This window comes from Rhodococcus yananensis (assembly GCF_020515525.1).
GTDB classification, from domain to species: Bacteria; Actinomycetota; Actinomycetes; order Mycobacteriales; family Mycobacteriaceae; genus Rhodococcus; species Rhodococcus yananensis.
Genome location: NZ_JAIYEP010000018.1, coordinates 34,260 through 51,531, shown reverse-complemented (window position 1 = coordinate 51,531; position 17,272 = coordinate 34,260). Strand labels below are relative to the sequence as shown.

12 protein-coding genes are annotated in these 17,272 nt (G+C 71.0%); 7 read left to right on the top strand and 5 right to left on the bottom strand.

What is annotated here, in order from left to right:
- The first annotated feature begins 122 nt into the window (after positions 1-122).
- From LDQ05_RS06895 to LDQ05_RS06875, 5 genes are all read left to right on the top strand, one after another.
- Positions 123-1,562 (top strand): MFS transporter, encoded by a 1,440-nt coding sequence (locus LDQ05_RS06895; RefSeq protein ID WP_372461046.1) that lies wholly within the window; start codon positions 123-125, stop codon positions 1,560-1,562.
- Positions 1,563-1,658: 96 nt separating this feature from the next.
- Positions 1,659-4,175 (top strand): nitrite reductase large subunit NirB, encoded by a 2,517-nt coding sequence (nirB, locus tag LDQ05_RS06890; protein ID WP_226436150.1) that lies wholly within the window; start codon positions 1,659-1,661, stop codon positions 4,173-4,175.
- 107 nt (positions 4,176-4,282) lie between these two features.
- Positions 4,283-4,720 (top strand): nitrite reductase small subunit NirD, encoded by a 438-nt coding sequence (nirD, locus tag LDQ05_RS06885; protein ID WP_226436149.1) that lies wholly within the window; start codon positions 4,283-4,285, stop codon positions 4,718-4,720.
- Complete coding sequence (locus LDQ05_RS06880; protein WP_226436148.1) at positions 4,717-5,850, top strand: uroporphyrinogen-III synthase; 1,134 nt, start codon at positions 4,717-4,719, stop codon at positions 5,848-5,850. The genes nirD and LDQ05_RS06880 overlap by 4 nt, the downstream gene beginning before the upstream one ends.
- Complete coding sequence (locus LDQ05_RS06875; RefSeq protein WP_226436147.1) at positions 5,847-6,551, top strand: sirohydrochlorin chelatase; 705 nt, start codon at positions 5,847-5,849, stop codon at positions 6,549-6,551. The genes LDQ05_RS06880 and LDQ05_RS06875 overlap by 4 nt, the downstream gene beginning before the upstream one ends.
- Positions 6,552-6,557: 6 nt before the next feature.
- Here LDQ05_RS06875 and LDQ05_RS06870 read toward each other — a convergent pair whose 3' ends face one another.
- Genes LDQ05_RS06870 through LDQ05_RS06860 form a run of 3 tightly spaced genes read right to left on the bottom strand, consistent with a single transcriptional unit; the run spans position 6,558 to position 9,420 of the window.
- Positions 6,558-8,294 carry an NTP transferase domain-containing protein gene (locus tag LDQ05_RS06870; RefSeq protein WP_226436146.1) on the bottom strand — a complete coding sequence of 579 codons (1,737 nt, stop codon included), beginning with the start codon at positions 8,292-8,294 and terminating at the stop codon, positions 6,558-6,560.
- Positions 8,295-8,340: 46 nt separating this feature from the next.
- Positions 8,341-8,634: an MGMT family protein gene (locus LDQ05_RS06865; RefSeq protein ID WP_226436145.1), complete on the bottom strand. Its 294-nt coding sequence runs from the start codon at positions 8,632-8,634 to the stop codon at positions 8,341-8,343.
- Entirely contained in the window at positions 8,635-9,420 is a 786-nt protein-coding gene (locus LDQ05_RS06860; protein WP_226436144.1) for an alpha/beta fold hydrolase, read from the bottom strand.
- A gap of 178 nt (positions 9,421-9,598) precedes the next feature.
- On the opposite strand from LDQ05_RS06860, the gene LDQ05_RS06855 reads away from it, so the two are divergent.
- Together LDQ05_RS06855 and LDQ05_RS06850 are read left to right on the top strand one after the other, a co-directional pair.
- The gene (locus LDQ05_RS06855; protein ID WP_226436143.1) at positions 9,599-12,952 is read left to right on the top strand and encodes an ATP-dependent helicase; all 3,354 of its coding nucleotides are present in this window, start codon (positions 9,599-9,601) and stop codon (positions 12,950-12,952) included.
- Positions 12,949-16,350 carry an ATP-dependent helicase gene (locus tag LDQ05_RS06850; RefSeq protein WP_226436142.1) on the top strand — a complete coding sequence of 1,134 codons (3,402 nt, stop codon included), beginning with the start codon at positions 12,949-12,951 and terminating at the stop codon, positions 16,348-16,350. The genes LDQ05_RS06855 and LDQ05_RS06850 overlap by 4 nt, the downstream gene beginning before the upstream one ends.
- A gap of 16 nt (positions 16,351-16,366) precedes the next feature.
- On the opposite strand, the gene LDQ05_RS06845 is transcribed toward LDQ05_RS06850, so the two are convergent.
- Positions 16,367-16,732: a fluoride efflux transporter FluC gene (locus tag LDQ05_RS06845; protein WP_226436172.1), complete on the bottom strand. Its 366-nt coding sequence runs from the start codon at positions 16,730-16,732 to the stop codon at positions 16,367-16,369.
- Entirely contained in the window at positions 16,732-17,241 is a 510-nt protein-coding gene (locus LDQ05_RS06840) for a FluC/FEX family fluoride channel (protein WP_226436141.1), read from the bottom strand. Before LDQ05_RS06840 ends, LDQ05_RS06845 begins: the two co-directional genes overlap by 1 nt.
- Positions 17,242-17,272 lie beyond the last annotated feature (31 nt).

Below are 17,272 nucleotides of genomic sequence, written 5' to 3'. Positions count from 1 at the left end.
ACCCTCACGGAGGCCACCGGCGGAACGTGAGGAACTCGTGACGCGGAGGTCATCGAGGGCAGCACCGCGGCAACACCGCGTACCTACCTTGGGTTCATCGTCGGACCCGAGAGAGGTGACGCGTGACCACATCCATCGCCGAGAAAGAAACGCTGCAAGCCAAGTTCGCCCGTAAGCACTACATCGCGGATTGGGACGCCGAGAACGTCGATGCGTGGGAGGCGGGCGGTGAACGCATCGCGCGGCGGAACCTGATCTGGTCGGTCATCGCCGAACACGTCGGTTTCTCCGTGTGGTCGATCTGGTCCGTGATGGTGCTGTTCATGCCGACCGAGGTGTACGGCATCGACGCGGCCGGAAAGTTCTTCCTCGTCGCAGTGCCGACACTCATCGGCTCCGTTCTGCGGATCCCCTACACCGTCGCCACCGCCCGATTCGGCGGACGCAACTGGACGATCTTCAGTGCGCTGATCCTGCTGGTTCCGACTCTCGCCACCCTGTACCTGATGCTCAACCCGGGCTTCTCGTACACCGCGTTCCTGCTCGTGGCGGCGCTCGCCGGTGTCGGCGGCGGCAATTTCGCGTCGTCGATGACCAACATCAACGCCTTCTACCCGCAACGCCTCAAGGGGTGGGCACTGGGCCTGAACGCCGGCGGCGGAAACATCGGTGTGCCCGTCGTGCAGTTGCTCGGCCTGCTGGTCATCGCGACCGTCGGCAACACCGAACCGTGGATCGTGTGCGCCGTGTACCTCGTGCTCTGCTCGGTCGCGGCGCTCGGGGCGGCCCTGTTCATGGACAATCTCGGTGATCAGAAGGCCGATCTGCGGGCGATGGGTGAGGTCCTGAGGTTCGGACACTCGTGGGTCGTGTCGTTCCTGTACATCGGGACGTTCGGTTCGTTCATCGGGTTCAGCTTCGCCTTCGGTCAGGTTCTGCAGATCAACTTCCTCGCCGGTGGTGACACCGCCGCGCAGGCCGCGTTGCACGCAGCGCAGATCGCGTTCATCGGTCCGCTCCTCGGATCGATCTCCCGCCCGATCGGCGGCATGCTCGCCGACCGCGTCGGTGGTGGCCGCATCACCGTGTGGACCTTCGTCGCCATGACCCTCGCCGCCGGTGTGCTCATCGTCGCCGGCACCATCGACGATGCGACGGACGGCGCGGCGTCGGGCGCTGTGATGACCGCGATGGTGCTGGGATTCATCGGGCTGTTCCTGCTGTCGGGCCTCGGCAACGGGTCGGTGTACAAGATGATCCCGTCGATCTTCGAGGCGAAGGCGCAGGGCCTCGACGGTCTGGACCGTGCCGAGCGTGCCGCCTGGTCGCGCACGATGTCGGGGGCGCTCATCGGGTTCGCCGGTGCGATCGGTGGTCTCGGTGGAGTCGGCATCAACCTGGTGCTCCGGGCCTCCTATTCCGGTGCCGCCCAATCCGCGACGCTCGCGTTCTGGGTGTTCGGTGCCTTCTACCTGGCGTGCATCGCGATCACGTGGGCCGTGTTCCTGCGTCCGCCCCGCCCCGCCGCCGAGAACGTGCCGACGACCCACGCGACCGCCTGATCCACCCGCCCCAACCACCTGAAACGTCGACCGAGTCGAGACCTGGTACGCCGCACAGCCACGGCAGACCGCAGCAGTGAGAGAAAGAAGAAAACCATGAGCCGCAAGAACGTCGTCGTCGCCGGACACGGGATGGTCGGACACCGATTCGTGGAGGCGCTCCGCTCCCGCGACGAGCAGGACCAGTGGTCGGTGACCGTCCTGTGCGAGGAATCCGATCCCGCCTACGATCGTGTGGGGCTGTCGTCGTACGTCGGTTCGTGGGACCGCAAGGAACTCGCCCTCGCCGGCAACGACTACCCGGAGGACACGCTCGTCGACCTGCGCCTGGGTACCCGGGCCGCCACGATCGACCGTGACGCGCGGACCGTCACCACCGGTGCCGGTGAGACCCTGCCCTACGACGCGCTGGTCCTCGCCACCGGGTCGTACGCCTTCGTGCCACCGATCCCCGGCCGTGACCTGCCCGGCTGTTTCGTGTACCGCACCCTCGACGACCTGGACGGTATCCGCAGGGCCGCGGACGCCGCCCGGGAAGCGGGCACCGCGGGCATCGTCGTCGGCGGCGGACTGCTCGGCCTCGAGGCGGCCAACGCGTTGCGGGGGCTCGGCGTGAAGGCGCACGTGGTCGAGTACAACAACTGGCTGATGCCGGCGCAGGTCGACGAGGGTGGCGGCAAACTCCTCGGCCGACTGGTGACCCAGCTCGGTCTCGTCGTGCACACCGGTGTCGCCACGGAGAAGATCGAGGAGGGCGAGCACGGGCTGGCCGTGTCGCTGTCCGACGGCACCGTCATCGATGCGGGGCTCGTGGTGTTCTCCGCCGGCGTGCGTCCCCGCGACGAACTCGCCCGTGAGGCGGGACTCGACCTCGCCGAGCGTGGCGGTGTCCTCACCGATGTCGCGTGCCGCTCCACCAACGACGACAGCGTGTACGCGGTCGGCGAGTGCGCCGCCGTCGAGGGGGTCTGCTACGGACTCGTCGCCCCCGGGTACAGCACCGCCGAGGTCGTCGCCGACCAGTTGCTGGGCGGCACCGCCGAGTTCCCCGGCGCCGACATGTCCACCAAGCTCAAACTGCTCGGTGTCGACGTCGCGAGTTTCGGTGACGCGCATGCCCGCACCCCCGGTGCGCTCGAGGTCGTGCTGTCGGACTCGGCGAAGGGCACCTACGCCAAGCTCGTCGTCTCCGACGATGCGAAGATCCTGCTCGGGGGCATCCTCGTCGGTGATGCGTCCGCGTACGGCTCCCTGCGCCCGCTCGTGGGACGGGAACTCCCCGGCGACCCGGCATCGTTGATCTCGCCGGCGGGGGAGAAGCCCGGTGCCGGTGCGCTGCCCGACGACGCCGAGGTGTGCTCCTGCAACGGTGTCACCAAGGGCACGATCTGCAGTGCGATCGCCGACGGCGCCTGCGACATCGCGCAGATCAAGTCGTGCACGAACGCCGGTACCACGTGCGGTGGCTGCCTGCCGACGATCAAGCAGTTGTTGGCGTCGTCCGGTGTCGAGATGTCCAAGGCCCTGTGCGAACACTTCGAGCAGTCCCGCGCCGAACTGTTCCAGATCGTGCAGGCCACGGGAATCCGCACCTTCTCGGCCCTCATCGACAAGCACGGCACCGGCACCGGCTGTGACATCTGCAAGCCGGTGGTCGCATCGATCCTCGCGTCCACCGACTCCGATCACATCCTGCACCGCAGCCAGGCCGGCCTGCAGGACACCAACGACCACTTCCTCGCGAACATCCAGAAGAACGGCACCTATTCGGTGGTGCCGCGGATGCCCGGCGGTGAATGCACCCCCGAGCAGCTCATCGTCATCGGTGAGGTCGCACGCGACTACGGCCTCTACGTCAAGATGACCGGTGGACAGCGCATCGACCTGTTCGGCGCCCGCGTCGAACAACTGCCCGAGATCTGGCAGCGGCTCGTCGACGCGGGCATGGAATCCGGACAGGCGTACGGCAAGTCGTTGCGCACCGTGAAGAGCTGCGTCGGCGGGACGTGGTGCCGATACGGCGTGCAGGACTCGGTGGGGATGGCCGTGGAGCTCGAATTGCGGTACCGGGGGCTGCGGTCGCCGCACAAGCTCAAGTTCGGTGTGTCCGGCTGTGCCCGCGAATGCGCCGAGGCCCGCGGTAAGGACGTCGGTGTGATCGCCACGGAGAGCGGCTGGAACCTGTACGTGTGCGGCAACGGCGGGCAGTCGCCCAAGCACGCGCAGTTGCTCGCCGGTGGCCTCGACGACGCGACCCTCGTCAAGTACATCGACCGGTTCCTGATGTTCTACATCCGTACCGCCGACCGGTTGCAGCGCACCGCGCCGTGGCTCGATGCCCTCGACGGCGGCCTCGATCACCTCAAGGAGGTCATCTGCGAGGACAGCCTCGGCATCGGCGACGAACTCGAGGCGGCGATGGCCAAGCACGTGGCGGGATACAAGGACGAGTGGGCCGGTGTCCTCGAGGACCCCGAGAAGCTCGCGCGGTTCGTCTCCTTCGTCAACGCGCCCGACGAGGCCGATCCGACCGTGCAGTTCGACGACTCGGGCGCCCGCAAGGTTCCGGTGCTGATGGGGTTGCCGACGGTGCGCACCGACGCGCCGGAGTAATCCACATCACCGGCCGTCGACGACGATTACCCGGCGACAACCGGAGGGTAACGCGGCCGAAACACCGCACCGAGAGAATTTCGGGGAAACCTGCCGAGGGAGGACACATGACCATCACCGATACCCGGACCGCCGAAGTGGCTGCGCGCGCCAGCGTGCTCGACCGGCGGATGGAATGGACGTCGGCGTGCCCGATGAGCCAGCTCATTCCCGGCCGCGGGGTCGCGGTGCTGTTGCGCGGCGGCGAGCAGGTCGCCCTGTTCCTGCTGGACGACGGTACGCTGCGCGCTGTCGGGAACATCGACCCGTTCGGGCGGGCCGCCGTCATGTCCCGCGGGATCGTCGGCGATCGCGCCGGCGAACCCACCGTGGCGTCACCGCTGCTCAAGCAGGTGTTCTCGCTGGACGACGGTCGCTGCCTCGACGATCCCGACACCCACCTGCCCGTCTACGACGTGCGGGTGTGGGCGGGCGTCGTGCAGGTGCACAGCCGGATCCGGTCCCGGAGCGATCTGAACGCCACGGTCGTCGGCGAAGATTCGTGAGCTCGGCGAACACCCCGCTGCACGGATTCACGATCGGCGTGACCGCCGCGCGGCGCGCAGAGGAGTTCGCGACGCTGCTCGAGCGGCGGGGTGCGCAGATCGTCCATGTGCCGGCGATCCGCATCATCCCGCTGTCCGACGACGCCGAACTCGAACGGGTCACCCGCAGCATCGTCGACACACCACCCGACGTGACGATCGCGACCACGGCCATCGGGTTCCGCGGCTGGATGGGGGCGGCGGACGGTTGGGGTCTCGCCGACGAACTCGCCGCAGCACTGTCCACCAGCCGGATCCTCGCCCGCGGCCCCAAGGTCACCGGCGCGATCCGCGCGGCGGAACTGCGGGAGGAATGGTCGCCGGAATCCGAATCGTCCGCGGAACTGCTCGAGCATCTGCTGGCGGAGGGCGTCGAGGGCAAGCGGATCGCCGTGCAGTTGCACGGCGAGCGCACCGAATGGGAACCCGGTACCGACCTGTTCCGGGCGCTGCGGGAGGCCGGCGCCGACGTCGTCGCCGTTCCGGTGTACCGGTGGACACCTCCGGACGACCCGGCGGGGCTGGACCGGCTCATCGACCGGATCGCCGAACAGTCGATCGACGCCGTCACGTTCACCAGCGCGCCGGCCGTCGCGTCGTTGCTCATGCGCGCCAAGGACACCGGAATGCTCGACCCGATGCTCGAGGGGATGCGCACCGGCGTGGTGGCGGTGTGTGTCGGACCGGTGACCGCCGCACCGCTCGTCGAACTGGAAGTGCCCGTGACGATGCCGTCACGGGCGAGGCTCGGATCGCTCGCCCGCCACATCGCGGAGGAACTCCCGCGCCGCGCGGTACGGATCCGGGCCGGGGGACACACCCTCGGTCTGCGCGGCCGGTGCGTCGTCGTGGACGACGAGATGCGGTGTCTCGCACCGGCCGGAATGGCCCTGATCCGCACACTCGCGGCGCGACCGGGCCGTGTGGTCTCCCGTGAGGAGTTGCTCGCCGTCCTCCCCGGCGGCGGGGGCGACACCCACGCCGTCGAAACCGCGGTGGCCCGGTTGCGTTCGGCGCTGGGGGCGCCCGCGATCGTGCAGACCGTCGTCAAGCGCGGATACCGCTTGGCAGTAGACCTGGAGGATTCATGATCACCACCGATCCGGCGTTGCTTCTCGTCGCCCACGGAACCCGTAATCCCCGCGGGGTCGAGATGATCGCCCACCTCGCATCCGAGGTGTCCCGCACCGCGGGGCCGGCACGGGTCGCGTTCGTCGACGTGCTCGGCCCGTCCCCCGCGGAGGTGCTCGGGGACGACTCCCGGCCCACCGTCGTCGTCCCCGCCTTCCTCGCGTCCGGCTATCACGTGCACACCGATGTTCCGCGGGAGATCGCCGAGAGCGGTCACCGCGCGGTCACCGTCACCGATGCGCTCGGACCCGATCCGGTGCTGGCGCGGGTCCTCGCTCGCCGGTTGCGTGAGGTCGGGTGGCGCGATGGCGACGCCGTCGTGCTGGCCGCCGCGGGCTCGTCCGATCCGCGGGCGTTGCGCGACGTGCGGTGCGCGGCGCGGATGTTGTCGAGCCTGATCCGCACCACGGTGCGCGTCGGCTACGTCGCGACCGCCGAGCCGAGGGTGTCCGAGGCGGTGGATGCGTTGCGAGCGCAGGGGGCCCGCAGGGTGTTCATCGCGTCGTATCTGCTCGCGGACGGTCTGTTCCACGCCCGACTCCACGATGCCGGGGCGGACGGAGTCGCAGCACCGCTCGGTGTCGACGCCGACATCGTCGATCTCGTGCTGCGTCGGTACCGTGCGGGTGCCGCCCTGCCGTGGACGGCCGTCCGCTCCTGACGTCGGTCAGCCCGGCAACGGCAGGAACTCGGCGTCGTCACCGTCCACCGCGTGCGGCGGCACCAGTGCAATCGCGTCGCGACCGATCAGTCCGGCCAGATGCGATGTCCGGACAGCGTTGTCGCACAACCAGCGTCCCTCCTCGTCGCGGTATGCGGGAAGAAGGCGGGTGCGATCACCCGCGACATCACCGGCGTTGACGAGCGGCGCGACGAGCGGCGCCGCGGATGCGCGTCCGGTGCGTCCGCACACGACGGCCGGGAGCACGACCATCAGGGTTCCCACCGCGGCGACGGGATTACCGGGCAGTCCCAGAACGGCCCGCCCGTCGGGCAGTACCGCCGACACCTGGGATCCGCCGGGTTTGCACCGGACCCGGTCGACGACGATCTCGGCGCCCGCGCGGTCCAGCGCACCGCGGAGCTGATCGGCGGCGCCGCCACCGGTGGCACCGACGATCACCAGCGCATCGGTGTCGACGGTGTCGCGCAGCAGCACGTCGAAGCCGTCGGCCGTGTCGCGCAGGTGCTGTTCACCGGACACCCGTGCGCCGCACCACTCGACGAATCTCGGGAGGACAGGGCCGAGGGAATCACGGGTCTGACCCTGCTCGAGCGGTCCGGTGCGGCGGATCTCGTCGCCGGTGATCACGAGGTGCACCCGCAGCGGGCCGCGCACGTCCAGCGCGGTGACCTCGCCGCTGAACGCCGCGGACACCACCGCCGGGGTGACGGACACACCCGCATCGGCCAGCAGTGTTCCCGGAAGCCAGTCCTCACCCACCGCACGCGCGTCGTCGCGTCGCGGCGCATCCGGCAGCAGCGTCACGACAGCGCCGGTGACGGAGACGAATTCATCGCGCACGACGGAGGTGGCGCCGGGCGGAAGATGAGCGCCGGTCGCGATCCGCACGGCCTGCCCGTCGTCGAGTACGACCCGACCCGAGGACCCGGCGGTGCGGATCTCCGTGCGCAGCGACCACGGTCCGTCGCCTGCGACGGCGTACCCGTCCATCGCGGAGGTCGCGACGGGTGGCAGCGCCCCCGCGGCGACGAGCGGTGTCGCGAGGGTCGTGCCGAATGCCTCCGCGGGGGGAACGGTGCGGACGGGCAACCGCCGCTGCGCATTCCGCACCAGGGTGCGTGCCCTGGCGGGACCGGGTGCCTCGGTGTGGTCGCGGGCACCGGTGCGGGCACGCGCCAGATCGTCGAGGGTGTCGCAATCGTCGATCCCCGGCGCCGCGACCGTGACGTGGCGGTCGGGCAACAGTGCCCGCACCGGGCGGTCCACGACATCGCCGAGCGCGGCGAGCCGCGACGCCAGCGCGGCACCCCGCCACGCCGCGACGAGGAACTGGACCCGGCCCGTGTCGTCGACGGCGAACGCCGCGTCGGCGTCGGGTGCGGTGCGCAGCGCGTCGAGCAGCGCGGTGACGGTGTCGGTGGTGACGAACGGCAGATCCGACGGCAACGTGACCACGACGTCCGCGGCGGGCCGGGCCGCGGCGAGCGCCGCGACGGGACCGCTGCCGGCGGGTGATTCACGCACCTGCGTCACCGATGCGCCCAGTCCGTCCCGGGGCGGTCCGACCACGGTGACCCGGTCGAGGCCGGCGACGGCGGCGACGGCCGCGTCGAGCATCCGTCTGCCGGCCACGATCTGGGCCGGTTTGTCGAGGCCACCCATCCGTGTGGCGCGGCCTCCCGCGACGATGACGGCTTCGTGGACTGGCGGCGTGGACATACGCTCATGCTGCCCGACCGGGCCTCGTCCGCGCTCGTTCCCCCTGTCAGAAGTGGTGACGAGCACGTTTCACATCGACCCGGTCGCCGGTGATCGGGACACCCTCGAGTGCGAGTCGCGCGAGTTGCCGGGACGACAGGTGCGCGGCAGGACGGCCGGATGCCGGAACCACACGGTGCCACGGTAGATCAGCCGCGTCGGTGCGCATGATCCAGCCGACCGTTCGCGGAGTCGACAACCCGGCCGCGTCGGCGACGTCACCGTAGGTGGCGACGGCACCGGCAGGGATCGACGCGACGAGTGCGCGGACCTTCTCGATCTGTTCGTCGGTGGTGGGCATCTACAGCACCGACCGGATCAACTCGGCGGTGCGCTGCGGCAACTCCTGGTCGATCATGTGATCGCAGGCCAGTTCCAGCATCGTCAGGTTCGGCCCGAGGCGGTCGGTGAGGGCCCTCCGGAACTCGTCGGAGGTGTACGGCGGCTGCACCTTCCCGGCACGCGCGAGGATCGTGCGCACCCCCTGCGGTGGCAGGACGGGTTCACGCGCGAGTTCGCCCCACGACGCGACGAACGCGGGAATGCAGATGCGCCAACCGACCCGGCCGTCGTCGTGTTCGACGAGGTGCTCGGCGATCTCCTCGTCGAGCAGGTCCGAAGCGACCCCGGCCCAGTCACCGTGTGTCTTCTCGGACCGCGCTTCGGCGGCATCGGTGTAGTCGGGATACCGGACCGTGAGGTCCGCGACCTCGAGGAGTCGGTCGCCGGGCAACCCGATCGCGGGGTCGAGCAGAACCAACGAGCGCACCCGCTCGGGCGCGGTGGCGGCCAGGTGCAGCGCAATCGCGCCGCCGAACGAGTGCCCGACGACCGTGACCGGTCCGGTGTCGTGCGTGTCGAGCAGCGTCGACAGATCGGCGACGTGCGACTCGAAGCTCCACGGTGGTGTCCACGGTGACCGACCGTGCCCGCGCAGATCCGGCGCGATCACCCGAAGGTCGGGCAGGTACGTCTCGGCGAGGTTCCGCCAGCGCCGGCCGTGCCCGGTCAGGCCGTGCAGGGCGAGAATCGGCGGGCCGTCCGCGGGGCCGAAGAGGTGGGTGTGGAGGGCATCGGGGGTGCTCACCGGACCACTATCGCACCGCGGCGACGGGCTGCCGCCGCGGTGGACGATTCCCGCGGACCGAATGGTGTCCCGCGCCTGCAGTTGCGGCGGAGCGAAGCGAATGGATCCGCGGGAAGCGCGGGTGAACCGAGTCGCCCCGTGGCGCGGTGGTGTCGGACCCGTCTGCTGGGATGGACACATGACCGCAGCCGACCGACGCGCCCCCGACGCCCCGCGCCGCCCCGCGGCGAGTGGTACGGGCCGCCCCGCGGCGAGGCTCGTCGGCCGCACCGAGCGACCGGCCGCGGACCGCACCTGGCCCGACGACGTACAGCGACTGTTCGCCGATGCGCCGCCCACGCCGCGCTGGCGGCCGTGGCAGGTGCTCGGCGGGCCCGGAACCGGCAAGACCGCGCTGCTCGTCGACCTCGCCGTGCACCGCATCGCATCCGGCGCCCACCCCGAATCCGTACTGGTCCTCACGCATTCGCGGCGCGCGGCGACAGCCGTCAGAGAAGCGATCACCGCGGGCCTGCTGCGTGCGGGTGCCTCCAGCGATCCGCGTGCCACCCGCGAACCGCTGGTGCGCACCGTGCACTCGTACGCGTTCGCGGTCCTGCGTCTGCAGGCGTCCGCGCACGGCAACCCCCCACCGCGGCTGATCACCGGTGCCGAACAGGACGCCGTGATGCGGGAACTGCTGCGCGGCGACATCGACGACGGCGCGGGCATGTGGCCCGAACGACTGCGTCCGGCGCTCGGCATGACGGGATTCGCGGTGGAACTGCGCGATCTGATGCTGCGCGCGAACGAACGCGGGCTCGGCCCGGAGGACCTCATCGAACTCGGCGAACGTCGTGAGCGGCCCGAATGGGTCGCCGCGGGACGCTTCGCGCAGCGGTACGAGCAGGTGATGCTGCTGCGCGGCGCGGTCGGTCTCGAGGCTCCGGAAGCCACCGCGCCGGCGCTCGACGCCGCCGAACTCGTCGGTGCGGCCCTGGCCGCATTCGCGACCGACCCCGACCTGCTCGCCGCCGAACGCACGCGCATCCGGCACCTGCTCGTCGACGACGCCCAACATCTGGACCCGCAGGCCGCGCAGCTCGTGCGGATCATCGGTACCGGCACCCGCACCAGCACCGTCGTGGGCGACCCCGATCAGGCCGTCTACGGTTTCCGCGGGGCCGACACGGCTTTCCTGACCGGTCTCGCCGACGCGGGCACCGACCGGCAGGTGCTGCTGTGCACCGACCACCGCTCCCGTCCCGCGCTCGCGGCGGTCACCGACGGACTCGTCCGGCGGCTACCCGGTTCGTGGCCGCACCGCGGTCTCGCCGTTCCGGAAGCGCCCGACGACGATCCCGGTGACACCGCACCCGGGCGGGTCCGGGTGTCCGTACTGCCGAGCCAGGCGAAGGAGGCCGCGCTCGTCGCCGACACGTTGCGTCGCGCCCATCTCGTCGACGGGGTGCCGTGGTCGCGGATGGCGGTCGTCGTGCGGTCGGTACCGCGGTCCCTGCCGCCGTTGCGTCGTGCATTGCTCGCTGCCGGGGTGCCCATGACCACCGCGGCGACCGAACTGCCGCTCGCCCGCCAGCACAGCGTCGCGGGTCTGCTGCTGGTGCTCAGGGCGGTGTCCGGACGCAACTTCGGGCCGGAGGAGGCACTGGCGCTGATGTCCGGTCCCGTCGGCGGCGCCGAACCGGTCGCGCTGCGGCGGTTGCGTCGCGGGTTGCGTCGTGTCGAACTCGCGGCCGGTGAGGATCGGGACTCCACCGAACTGCTGCGGCTGCTGCTCACCGAAGGCGACACCGAGGTCACCGGGCATCTGCTCCGCGGTCTCACCGACGTCGAGGCGGCGCCGCTGAAGAAGGCCATGGGTGTGCTCGACAAGGCCCGCTCGGCGGCACTGCGCGGTGGCGGCCTCGAGGACGTGCTGTGGGCGGCGTGGCAGGCCACCCGTCTCGAACGTCGTTGGTCGGCGGCGTCCGCCGCGGGCGGTCCGGTGGGTGCACAGGCCGATCGCGACCTCGACGGGGTCGTCGCGCTGTTCGATGCGGCAGCCGACTACGTGGACCGGTTGCCGCGTGCCCAGATCGCCGGGTTCGTCGACTACCTCACCGAGCAGGAGATCCCGGGATCGGTGCGCAGCCGTGTCGGCGCGGAGACCGAAGCGGTGACGGTCGTCAGCGCGCACTCCGCGGCCGGACGCGAATGGGACGTCGTCGCGGTGGCGGGAGTGCAGGAGGGGCTGTGGCCGAGCCTGCGTGCCCGCGGCACGCTCCTCGGCATCGAGGCGTTGATCGACGCGGTCTCCGGTGCCGACGGGGGGGAGTCGGGCGGTGCTCGCCTGTCGCGGACCGCACCGCTGCTCGCCGACGAACGCCGACTGTTTCTCGTCGCGTGCAGCCGCGCCCGCACACAGCTTCTGGTCACGGCCGTCGATTCCGTCTCGGCCGATGCCGAACTCGTGCGGTCCCGGTTCGTCGACGAGTTGCTCGGCACCGATGCCGCGACCGCCACCGACGACCTGCCCGAATCCCCCGACGTCGCCCACACCCGGGTGCTCGCGTTGCCCTCGCTCGTCGCCGAACTCCGCAGTGTCGTGTGCGATCCGGTGCTCACCGAACGTGAACCGGCCCGGGTGCGCCGCGCCGCGCAGCAGTTGGCCCGGCTCGCGCGTGCCGGCGTCAAGGGGGCGCACCCCGACGAGTGGTACGGGACGACCGGACCGAGCACCGCCGCACCCCTGTGGGAGGACGACGAGACGGTACGGCTGTCTCCGTCCACCGTCGAGCAGCTCGTGACGTGCCCGCTGCGCTGGATGTTCGAGCGGCACGGCGGAGACGACGGGGAGAACAGTCATGCCGTGACCGGCACCCTCGTCCACACCCTCGTGCAGGCGCTCGCCGGTCGCATCGCGCCCGACCGCATCGACCGGGCGCTCGAGAAGGCGTGGGAATCGGTGGATCTCGGTTCGGACTGGTACGCGCGCCGCGAACTGGAACGGACCCGCCGGATGCTCGACACGTTCACGACGTGGTTGCACGGCACGCGCGGTGAACTCACCGAGATCGGTGTCGAGGTCGGTGTCGACGGCATCCTCGAACCGCGCACCGACGAGCAGCCGCGGGTGCGGATCCGCGGTCGCATCGACCGGCTCGAACGTGACGCGGACGGCCGGCCCGTCGTCGTCGACGTCAAGACCGCGAAGAATCCCGTGTCCAAGGACGCCGCGCGCGACCACGCCCAGCTCGCCGCCTACCAGGTCGCGGTCGCCGAGGGAGCCGTCGACGGGGTCCCCGCGTCGGAGCCGGGCGGTGCCCGCCTGGTGTTCGTCGCCAAACCCCACAACAAGGACGGCGCGACACAACGCACCCAGCCGGCGCTCGACGACGAGAACCTCGATCACTGGAGGTCGCTGGTGCACGAAGCCGCCGCCGCGACCCGCGGCCCCGGGTTCCTCGCGCGCGTCAACGACGGCTGCCGGCACTGCCCGGTGTTGTCGAGCTGCCCCGCACACGACGAAGGACGGCAGGTGACCGGCGGATGATCACGTCACGGACACCGACACCGCGGGTGAGCGCACGGCAACTCGCGGCGGCGCTCGGTCAGCACCCACCGACCGACGAGCAGGCCGCGGTCATCGAGGCGCCGATGCGTCCGGCGCTCGTCGTGGCCGGCGCCGGCGCCGGAAAGACCGAGACGATGGCCGCGCGGGTGGTGTGGCTCGTCGCGAACGGGCTCGTCGACCCGGAGCAGGTTCTCGGCCTGACGTTCACCCGCAAGGCCGCGCAGGAGCTGACGAAACGTATCCGTCAGCGGCTCGCGACGCTCGCCGGATCGGCGCTGGTCCGCGATCTCGATCCTTCAGGGGAGCTGCGCGCCCGGATCCTCGGCAGTGAACCCGAGGTCGGCACCTACCACGCGTACGCGGGTCGGCTGCTCGGCGAACACGGTCTGCTGCTGCCCATCGAACCGTCCGCGGTGCTCCTGTCGGAGACCGAACTCTGGCAGATCGCGCACCGCGTGGTCAGCACGTGGGACGGCGAACTCGACACCGACAGCAACCCGACGACCGTCACCGAGACGGTGCTCGCCCTCTCCGGGCAGCTCGCCGAGCACCTCGTGGACCCCGACGAGGTGCGGGAGGCACACACCGAGCTCGACAAGCTCGTCCACACCCTGCCGGCCGGTCCGGGACAACGGGGTGGTCCGTCGAAGACGCTCCTCGGTTACCTCGACACCCAGCACGCACGGGTGCAACTCCTGCCGTTGGTACACCGGCTGACGGACACCCTGCGCCGCGAAGGCGCCCTGGACTTCGGCAGCCAGATGTCCCTCGCCGCGCGCGTCGCCCGCGACCACCCCGAGGTCGGCGAGTCCGAGCGCTCCCGGTTCCGCGCGGTGCTGCTCGACGAGTACCAGGACACCGGGCACGCCCAGCGCATCCTGCTCACCGCACTGTTCGGTGCGGGTCAGGACCGCGACCTGGCGGTGACCGCGGTCGGCGACCCGATGCAGGCCATCTACGGCTGGCGCGGAGCGTCGGCGGCGAACCTGCCGCGGTTCGCGACCGACTTCGCACCGCCCGGCGGGCCGCCGGCACCCACCTTGGAGCTCCTGACGAGCTGGCGCAACCCACCGCAGGCGCTCCGGCTCGCCAACGAGATCTCCGAGCCACTCCGCGCGCGCGGAGTGACGGTGAGCCGGCTGCGCTCCCGCCCCGGCGCCGAGGACGGATACGTCGGTGTCGCGTTGTGCCCGGACGTCGACGCCGAACGCGGATGGGTGGCCGATCACATCGCCGCGGAGTACGCGGCGGCACACGAACGCGACGAGGCACCACCGAGCGCGGCGGTGCTGGTGCGCCGCAACGCCGACGCGGCACCGATCGCCGAGGCGTTGCGGGAGCGTGGGCTGCCCGTCGAGGTGGTCGGTCTCGGCGGGTTGCTGCACACCCCCGAGGTCGCCGACGTCCTCGCGATGCTGAGGTTGACCGCCGATCCGGGCGCGGGCAGCGCCGCCGTGCGGGTGCTGACCGGTGCGCGCTGGCAGATCGGTGCCGCCGACCTGCGTGCACTGTGGAGGCGCGCACAGGAACTCGCGATCGCCGGTCGGCACGGGGTCGTCGGCGCGGTCACCGACCCGGATGCGCTCGACGACGCACTCGACTCGGCGTTGCCGGGGGAGTACGCCGACGATGCGGGGCTCGCCGACGCGATCTCCGACCCCGGTTCACCGGACCGGTATTCGGCGTTCGGATACGCCCGGATCACGGCGCTCGCGAAGGACCTCGCGGGATTACGCGAACGACTGGGCCAGCCGCTGACCGAACTCGTCGCGGACATCGAGCGGGTGCTGGGCATCGGTATCGAGGCGCAGGCCCGCGTCGACAGTCGCGGCGGCACCGCCGGTCGCGAACACCTCGACGCGTTCGCCGATGTCGTCTCGTCGTATGCGGGCCACGGGCACGCGACGTTGCCGGGACTGCTCGCCTACCTGGAGGCGGCCGCCGACATCGAGCAGGGACTGGCACCCGGGGAGGTGGAGGTCGCACCTGACCGCGTGCAGGTTCTCACCGTCCACTCCGCGAAGGGCCTCGAGTGGGACGTCGTCGCGGTGCCCCACGTGACGGCCGGGGTGTTCCCGTCCACCACGGGCACGTCGACGTGGCTCGGTTCGCTCGCCGAACTGCCACCGCAGCTGCGCGGCGACCGGGTGCGGCCCGGCGACGAGGACGTCGACGGGGTGCCCGTCCTGGAGCTCGAGGACATCTGCGATCGCAAGATGCTCGAGACCGAGATCGGTCGGCATCGCGACGCGTTCAAACGCCGCAAACTCGACGAGGACCGTCGCCTGTTCTACGTCGCGGTCACCCGCACCCAACGGACCCTGTACGTGTCGGGGCACCACTGGGCCGACACCGGGTCGGCGCCGAAGGGGCCGTCGGAGTTCCTCGTCGAACTCCACGCGCTGCTCACCGCGCAGCCCGACCTCGGCGTCGTCGAGATCTGGGCTCCCGCACCGGAGGAAGGTGAGCAGAACCCGATGACGATCACCCCGCACAGCGCCGTGTGGCCGCGGGATCCGCTCGGTGTGCGCAGGCCCGACGTCGAGCGGGGCGCGGCCCTGGTGCTCGAGGCGATCGCCGCCGGTGACCCGCCACCCGACGACGCCGCACCCGACGAACCGGACGACCGACCGGACGACGATCCCGACGGCTGGGCGGCCGACGTCGATGCGTTGCTTGCCGAACGACGGCACCGCGCCGAACGCGGTGCCGAGGTGACCTTGCCGGCGCAGCTGTCCGTCAGCCAGCTCGTCGATCTCGCCGACGATCCCGACGCCCTGGCGGCGCGACTGCGGCGTCCGCTGCCGTTCCAACCGAACCCCCTCGCACGTCGCGGCACCGCGTTCCACGCGTGGCTCGAACGCAGGTTCGGCGCGACCCGACTGCTGGACCTCGACGAACTGCCCGGCGCCGACGACGAAGGCGGCGACGAAACCGACTTCGATCGTCTGCAGGAGATGTTCCTGAGGTCGCCGTGGGCGACCCGCAATCCCGTCGAGGTGGAGGTTCCGTTCGAGACGTCGTTGGCGGGCACCGTGATCCGCGGACGCATCGACGCCGTGTTCGAGGAGCCCGACGGCGGTTGGACGGTGATCGACTGGAAGACCGGCGCCGAACCCGACGACGAGAAACTCGCGTCGGTGGGTCTGCAGCTCGCCGCGTACCGGCTGGCGTGGGCGCAGTTGATGGCGGCACGGTCCGCCCGCATCACCGGTCGCCCGCAGGAACTGCCGCTGGACAAGGTGCGGGCCGCGTTCCACTACGTCCGTACCGGGCGCACCGTCGCACCGGAGAACCTCCCCGGTGCCGACGATCTCGAGCGGCTCGTGCGCAGTGCCGGCGCAGCATCCGTCGAGCGTCCCACGGCGCCGCGCTGACGGAAGACCCCACCCGTCACGGGTGGGTCAGCGCGAGACCGGCCGCCACGGCCACGATCGTCGTGATCAGCGTGCCGACGGTGTTGCCGAGCGCGGGCAGGTACCGCCGTTGCTGCAGCAGACGGACCGTGTCGACGCCGGCGGTGCCGAACGTCGTGTAGCCACCGCAGAATCCGATACCCGCGATCGTGGTGAGCGACGCGGGTGCACCGCGGAACAGGACGAGTCCGGTGAGTACCCCGAGCAGCAGGGACCCGGTCACGTTGATCACGACCGTCGCCCACGGGAAGGTCGACGGTGTGCGGGCCCGAAGGTAGCCGTCGACGACGAATCGGGTGACCGCTCCGGCGCTTCCGGCCAGGCCCACCCACACCGTGAGGATCATCGTGCCGTGCCCCCGTCTGTCGTGCCCCCGTCTGTCGTGTCCCCGTCTGTCATGCGCCCGCCCGCGGAGTCCCCGCCCGTGGTGCGCGCGCCCGGGAACCGGGCCCCGAGTGCGATACCGAGCGCCGCGGCGAACACCCCGGCGACGACGGTGCCGACCGCGTAGGTCGCGGCAGCGACGGAAGCGCCGGTGCGGACGAGCAGGTCGACGTCGAGCGCGAGTGTGCTGTACGTGGTGAACGCACCGAGTGCTCCGGTGCCGACGCCGAGCCGGGTGAGTTGCCGGATCCCGGTGTCGGCGCCGGAGCGGATCAGGGACTCGAGGAAGACACCGAGCAACAGTGCACCGGCGACGTTGATTCCGAACGTGGCCACCGGCCACGCACCCTCCCCGCCGGGAGATGCGAGGGTGAGCAGATACCGGGCGGTGGTGCCGACGAATCCGCCGACGGCGACGGCGGCGATCGCCGCGGGGCGCAGATACACCGGAACGGGGTGGTCGGACACTCGGCGGACTCCTTCCTCGAGTGGGCAGGAA

Bases quoted from the DNA above. Each gene is read 5' to 3' on its own strand.
- nirB (WP_226436150.1), top strand. From the start codon at position 1,659: ATGAGCCGCAAGAACGTCGTCGTCGCCGGACACGGGATGGTCGGACAC.
- nirD (WP_226436149.1), top strand. From the start codon at position 4,283: ATGACCATCACCGATACCCGGACCGCCGAAGTGGCTGCGCGCGCCAGC.
- LDQ05_RS06875 (WP_226436147.1), top strand. From the start codon at position 5,847: ATGATCACCACCGATCCGGCGTTGCTTCTCGTCGCCCACGGAACCCGT.
- LDQ05_RS06870 (WP_226436146.1), bottom strand. From the start codon at position 8,294: ATGTCCACGCCGCCAGTCCACGAAGCCGTCATCGTCGCGGGAGGCCGC.
- LDQ05_RS06865 (WP_226436145.1), bottom strand. From the start codon at position 8,634: ATGCCCACCACCGACGAACAGATCGAGAAGGTCCGCGCACTCGTCGCG.
- LDQ05_RS06855 (WP_226436143.1), top strand. From the start codon at position 9,599: ATGACCGCAGCCGACCGACGCGCCCCCGACGCCCCGCGCCGCCCCGCG.
- LDQ05_RS06850 (WP_226436142.1), top strand. From the start codon at position 12,949: ATGATCACGTCACGGACACCGACACCGCGGGTGAGCGCACGGCAACTC.